This window comes from Actinomadura sp. NPDC048032 (genome assembly GCF_040653175.1).
Lineage (GTDB): Bacteria > Actinomycetota > Actinomycetes > Streptosporangiales > Streptosporangiaceae > Spirillospora > Spirillospora verrucosospora.
Map to the genome: position 1 here is coordinate 1 of NZ_JBEZJP010000473.1, position 5,881 is coordinate 5,881.

Here is a 5,881-nt window from a genome sequence, read left to right on the forward strand (position 1 = left end):
GGCGCGGCCTCCTCCAGGCGCGAGCCGTCCGGCATCCGGACCAGGTGCGGGTAGTCCATCCCGTCGGTGAACACCGCGCCCTCGCCCGGCGTGAGACCTCGATCGCCGCGACGACGAGCGTCTCGGCGGCGAGCTGGGCGGGCGCGGTCAGCAGCAGCGGCGGGGCGGCGAACTCCACCGCGGCCAGCGCGCCTCCGGCGGCGCCGACGGCGGTCGTGGCGTTGCCCGCCGCCTTGACGATCCGGTCGGCGAGCTCCTCGCCCATCAGCCCGTGGTGGTGGGCCTGCAGGGTCTCCAGATCGCGGATCGGGATGTGCGGCGCCGCCGCGAGCAGCAGGTCGGCGAGCCACCTGCCGCGCGCGACGCCCGCGGCCCCCACCTTCCGGGCGCTCTGGCCGAGCAGTCTGGCCAGTCGCCCCAGCAGGCGGCCGCGGGTCTCGCGGTCCATGTCCTCGTCGGAGGCGAGCCGGCCGATCAGCTCGCCCAGCTCCGTGGAGCCGTCGCCGCGCGCCGGCTCCACCTCGCCACCACGCGGTTCGATCTCTCCCGTCACCCGGCCTCTCCCGTCACGCGCCCTCGTCCCGTCACCCCGTGTCCGCCGCCGGTCAGGCGGCGCACTCGCGGCAGACCGGCTGGCCGTTCTTCTCGGTGGCCAGCTGGCTGCGGTGGTGGACCAGGAAGCAGCGCGTGCAGGTGAACTCGTCGGCCTGCCGAGGCACCACCCGGAAGGTGAGCTCCTCGTTCGACAGATCGGCGCCCGGCAGCTCGGCGACCTCGCCGGCGTCCAGGTCCTCGTCGATGATGCTCGCCGCCTTGTCGGCACGGCGTGCCTGGAGCTCCTGGAGGCTGTCCTCGCTCAGGTCGTCGTCTGTCTTGCGTGGGCTGTCGTAGTCGGTCGCCATCTTCTGTCTCCATCCCCCTCAGTGCTTTATGCGCCCCGTCGCGCGGATCTAACGCTCGGGGGGCCGTTCTTGTGCCCGATCCGGGCGGGAAATTCTGTCACGGTTGGTGACCTGCGACACACGAGGCGCGACCGTTCCCACGAGTGACACCCATCACCCGACTCTTCCCTCGCACTGTGTCATCCATCACATACCCGGCGGGAGACACGGCCCCGTTCCGGGGGCCGCGGCGCCTGCCGGGGTTCCCGCGGCGGCGGGATCATATCGGTCCCGGAGGCATTGTGCGCACCGGCCGCCCCGGTGCGCCGGGACGGCCGTACCCGGCAGGCGGAACACCGAACCGGATACATCAGTGAAACGTCAGAACTAACGCGATATCGTGCCCGCCTGAGGTTGGGGGCGGATCCCCTGCGGGGGTCAGCCCGGCGATCGCCGGCACGGGGCCCCGCGAGCGGGTCCGGCGCACAATGTCGCGGACATCACTGCGGGTCACGGGAGGGTCAGATGCCGGATGCCGCTCCGCTGGAGCCGGGCGATCCTAGGGCACTCGGACGGTACGAGGTCATCGGACGGTTGGGCGCCGGAGGCCAGGGCGCCGTCTATTTGGGCAAGGCGCCGAACGGCGAGTACGTCGCCGTCAAACTGCTGCACGCGCAGATGGCCAACGATCCGGCCGCACGCGCACGGTTCACCCGCGAGGTCGCGGCGGCGCAGAAGGTCGAGCCCTTCTGCACGGCCCGGGTCCTGGAGGCCGACGTCCAGGGCGACCAGCCCTACGTCGTCAGCGAGTTCATCGACGGGCCCTCCCTGCACGACGTCGTCGCGCACGACGGCCCGCGCGGCGCGGCGGAGCTGGAGCGGCTCGCGATCGGCACGGTGACCGCGCTCGCGGCCATCCACGAGGCCGGGATCGTGCACCGCGACTTCAAGCCGAACAACGTCATGCTGGCCTCCGACGGCCCGCGCGTCGTCGACTTCGGCATCGCGCGGACGGTCAACTCGCAGGAGAGCGCCGTCACCGCGACCGGCATGGTGGTGGGCACGCCCGGCTACCTGGCGCCCGAGCAGCTCACCGGCGCGCCGCTCACCCCGGCGGTGGACATCTTCGCCTGGGCCGCGACCATGGTGTTCGCCGGCACCGGGCAGTCGCCGTTCGAGGCCGACACGCTGCCGGTCATCATCAACCGGATCCTCAACGAGGAGCCGGACCTGTCGGCGCTGCCCGCGGGGCCGCTGCGCGACATGATCGGGCGCTGCCTGTCCAAGGACGCGGGCCTGCGCCCCCCGGCGGCGCAGCTGCTGCTGAACCTGCTCGGCCATGTCGGCGCCGCGCCCGCGAACCAGGGCGGCGGCCAGGAGGACCTGCTCAACCAGGGCACCCGGATCGCCTCGCAGCTTCCGCCGCCGCCCCCGGTGCCCCCGGCGCCGCGGCCCCAGCCGCAGCAGCAGCCGATCACCCCGCCGCCGATGCCGCTGCACCAGGGCGGGATGCCCGGCCCCGCCGGGCATCCGCAGCAGCCGATCACGCCGCCGCCGATGCCGATGTACCAGGGCGCGGCGATGCCGCCCCCGCCGCAGACGCAGCCCCGGATGCCGATGCCGCCCGGCCCGCCGCAGTACGGGCGGCCGCCGAAGCAGTCCAGCTCCGCCGGGCCGATCATCGCGATCGGGTGCGGCGCGCTCGCGCTGATCGTGATCCTGGTGGTCGTGGTGCTCGCCGTCATCGGCGCCAACAGCGACGACGACCCGCCGACGCCGACCTACTCGCCGCCGAACACCTACACGCCGACCGACAGCCCGACCGGCAGCACCAGCGGGGGCCTGCTCGGCAACTGGACCGGCAACGGGTACCAGCCGGGCGCCGAATCCGGCCACACCTCCTTCAACGTCAAGTTCTCGCTGCTGTACTCCAGCGGCGTCGCGACGTACACCTATCCGTCCGGCGCCCAGAACACCTGCTACACCCGGCTCTCGCTGCTGTCCGGCGACGAGAACAGCGCCAAGGTCCAGTACCGGGAGACGCCGATGGCGGGGATGGACCCGAAGGAGTGCGCCTCCGGGTACGTCACGTTCGTCCCGTCCTCCGGCGGCACCACGATGCGGTGGGAGTGGCGCCAGCTCCAGTCCGAGACGACCGCGACCGCGTACGGGACCGTGTCCAAGTAATGACCGAGGTCGCCCCCCTCCGCAAGGGCGATCCCTCCCGCCTCGGCGCGTACCGGCTGACCGGCCTGCTCGGCGAGGGCGGGCAGGGCGCCGTCTACCTCGGGGAGGACGAGCCGGGCCACCGGGTCGCCGTGAAGCTGCTGCACGCGCGCTTCAGCGGCGACCCGAAGGCCCGCTCCCGGTTCGCGGCCGAGGTCGCGGTCGCCAAGCGGGTGTCGGCGTTCTGCACGGCCCGCGTCCTGGACTCCGACGTCGAGGGCGACCGCCCCTACATCGTCAGCGAGTACATCGACGGGCCGGCGCTGTCGCGGGTGCTGGCGCAGGACGGCCCGCGGCGCGGCGCCGACCTGGACCGGCTGGCCATCGGGACGATGACGGCGCTCGCCGCGATCCACCAGGCGGGGGTGGTGCACCGCGACTTCAAGCCCGCCAACGTGCTGCTCGCGCCGGACGGCCCGCGCGTGATCGACTTCGGGATCGCGCGGGCGCTGGACGCCACCGGCACCATGTCGAGCACGGCGGTCGGCACCCCCGCCTACATGGCGCCGGAGCAGATCTCCGGAGCCATGGTCGGGCCCGCCGCCGACGTGTTCGCCTGGGGCGCCACGATGACGTACGCGGCGAACGGGCGGCCGGCGTTCGGGCAGGACTCGATCCCCGCGGTGATGCACCGCATCCTGAACCTGCCGCCCGACCTCGGCGACCTTCCCGATCCGCTGCGCGGCATCGTGGCGAACTGCCTCAGCAAGGACCCGGCGCTGCGTCCCGCCTCCCAGCAGGTCCTGGCGCATTTGCTGGCGCTCGCGGGCAGCCTCCCGCAGTCGGCGGGCGCCCAGCAGCCCGACGCCCGGGGCCCCGCCCAGGACGCCCTGATGCTCACCCAGGGCGCCCAGACGGCGGCCACCGAGTCCGCACGGCTGCGGACGCAGACGCCGGCGCCCTTCCAGGCCGCCCCGCCGGTGCCGCACTCCGCGGTGCCGCACACGCCGCCGCACGCGCCGCCGCCCCTGCCCGGCGCGGGGTGGCCGTCCCCGGCCCCGCCGCCCAACGGGAACACCCCTGCCACATGGCCGTCCGTCTCCTCTCCAGGGGTCGACTTCACGAAGCCGTCCGGGGGGAGGAAGGGTCCCCACATCGGCGTCCTCGCCGGGGCGGGGGGCGCCGTGCTGGCCGTGCTGGTTCTCGCCGCCGCCGTGGCCTGGGTCCAGTTCCGCGGAGACGGCGACCAGGGCACGACGACCACCGGCGGACGGGTCGGCGGGACGCTGCCCGTCGCGATGCCGACGCCGACCGCCACCGACGGCGGGTTCGACCCCTCCCGCGCCCTCAGCGGCACCGAGCGGTTCCTCAGCAAGCAGCTGTTCACCGGCCTGACCGAGGTCGGCGCCGACGGCGCCGCCCGCAACCGGCTCGCGACGGCGATCAGGCCGGACGCCGAATGCCGCAGGTGGACCATCACGCTCAGGAACGGGACGAGCTTCAGCAACGGCGAGACCGTCGACGCGCAGGCGTTCGCCCGCGGCTGGGCGCGCAGCGCCGCGGACAAGACCGGTCCCGCGTCCTACCTGATGACCGACATCGAGGGGTACTCCTCCGTGTCCGACGGCGGGACCGGGTCGCTGTCCGGGGTCAAGGTCGTGTCGGGCACCTCGCTCGAAGTCACGCTCACCTCTCCCAACTGCGATTTCGCGGACCGGCTGTCCGAACCGGCGTTCATGCCCGTCCCCGAGGAGGCGGGCAAGGTCGACAACGCGGCGTTCAACACCAGCCCCGTCGGCAACGGCCCGTTCAAGCTGCGGGACTACACCAAGGGCGCGTCGGTCTCGCTCGTCCGCAACGACCGCTGGGAGTTCGGCAAGACCAAGCTGGACGGCGTCACGGTGATGCTGACCGACGACTCCGCCAAGGGGCGCACCGCCTACACGGCCGGGCAGACCGACTGGTACGCGGTGGGCACCGAGGAGCTTGCCTCGACCCCGAGAACGGGCCTGGTCGCCCGTCCCGCGCCGTTCACCCGGATGCTCGTCCCGATCACCACCCAGGGCCCGATGAAGTCCAAGGAGGCCCGGCAGGCCGTCTCCTACGCGCTCGACCGGAGCAAGCTCAGCCTGGCGCTCGGCGGTTTCCCCAAGCCCGCCTACGGCATCGTCCCGGCGCCGATTCCCGGGTTCGGCCGGCGCGGCGTCTGCCCGTCCTGCGACGGAACGGATTTCGAGAAGGCGAAGATGCTGGCCGCGCAGGCCGGGCTGACCAGCGGCACGACCGTCCGGCTGTACTACCGCCAGTCGCCCGTCGACCAGCGGTTGGCGGCGGTCGTGAGCTCGCAGCTGAAGTCGGTGCTGGGTTTGCAGGTCGAGATGAAGTCCTACCCCGTCGCCGAGTTCACCAAGTACCGGGACGACGTCATGTCCAAGGACGCGTCCGGGCTGGCCTTCCTGCCGTACGGGCCCGACTACCCGGGCGCCTACACGATGCTGTGGCCCCTGCTCGGCGGCGGCGAGACGAGCGACACGGGCTTCTACAACCTGGGCAAGTGGAGGAACGCCACCTTCGACGGGACGATCTCCAGGGCGCTCAGGACGCCGACGCCGGCGGACCGGACCGGCCTGTTCAAGCAGGCCGAGAAGGTGGCGCTGGACGACATGGCCCTCATCCCGCTGCTGAACGACGTCCGGGTCGCCATGGTCCGGCCCGGCAAGTACGTCGGGCTGGAGCCGGACTACGACGGCGACCCCACCGCGGCGGCCGCCGCGCTCAAGTGGTGTGCCGACCGCCGCCTCGACCATGATGGCCATCAGCTCTGTCTTGCCCTT

General features: G+C 73.0%; 3 protein-coding genes and 1 pseudogene. 2 read left to right on the top strand and 2 right to left on the bottom strand.

Translation table 11 applies throughout. The features are described from left to right. Nucleotides 1-553: pseudogene (locus AB0C69_RS36650) on the bottom strand (hypothetical protein); the annotation flags it as partial. Between the two features lie 52 nt (nucleotides 554-605). Next, on the bottom strand, nucleotides 606-902 hold the full coding sequence (locus AB0C69_RS36655) for a DUF4193 domain-containing protein (protein WP_117404125.1): 297 nt from the start codon (nucleotides 900-902) through the stop codon (nucleotides 606-608). A gap of 504 nt (nucleotides 903-1,406) precedes the next feature. On the opposite strand from AB0C69_RS36655, the gene AB0C69_RS36660 reads away from it, so the two are divergent. Both AB0C69_RS36660 and AB0C69_RS36665 read left to right on the top strand, forming a co-directional pair. Beyond that, a complete protein-coding gene (locus AB0C69_RS36660) occupies nucleotides 1,407-3,068 on the top strand; it encodes a serine/threonine-protein kinase (RefSeq protein WP_360360146.1) in 1,662 nt (553 codons plus the stop codon). Next, nucleotides 3,068-5,881, top strand: a 2,814-nt coding sequence (locus tag AB0C69_RS36665; protein WP_360360149.1) for an ABC transporter substrate-binding protein, incomplete at its 3' end; no start/stop codon positions are given. The genes AB0C69_RS36660 and AB0C69_RS36665, both read left to right, overlap by 1 nt.

What these genes read in the sequence shown, in the direction of transcription:
- AB0C69_RS36655 (WP_117404125.1), bottom strand. Translation starts at nt 902, where the DNA reads ATGGCGACCGACTACGACAGCCCACGCAAGACAGACGACGACCTGAGC.
- AB0C69_RS36660 (WP_360360146.1), top strand. Translation starts at nt 1,407, where the DNA reads ATGCCGGATGCCGCTCCGCTGGAGCCGGGCGATCCTAGGGCACTCGGA.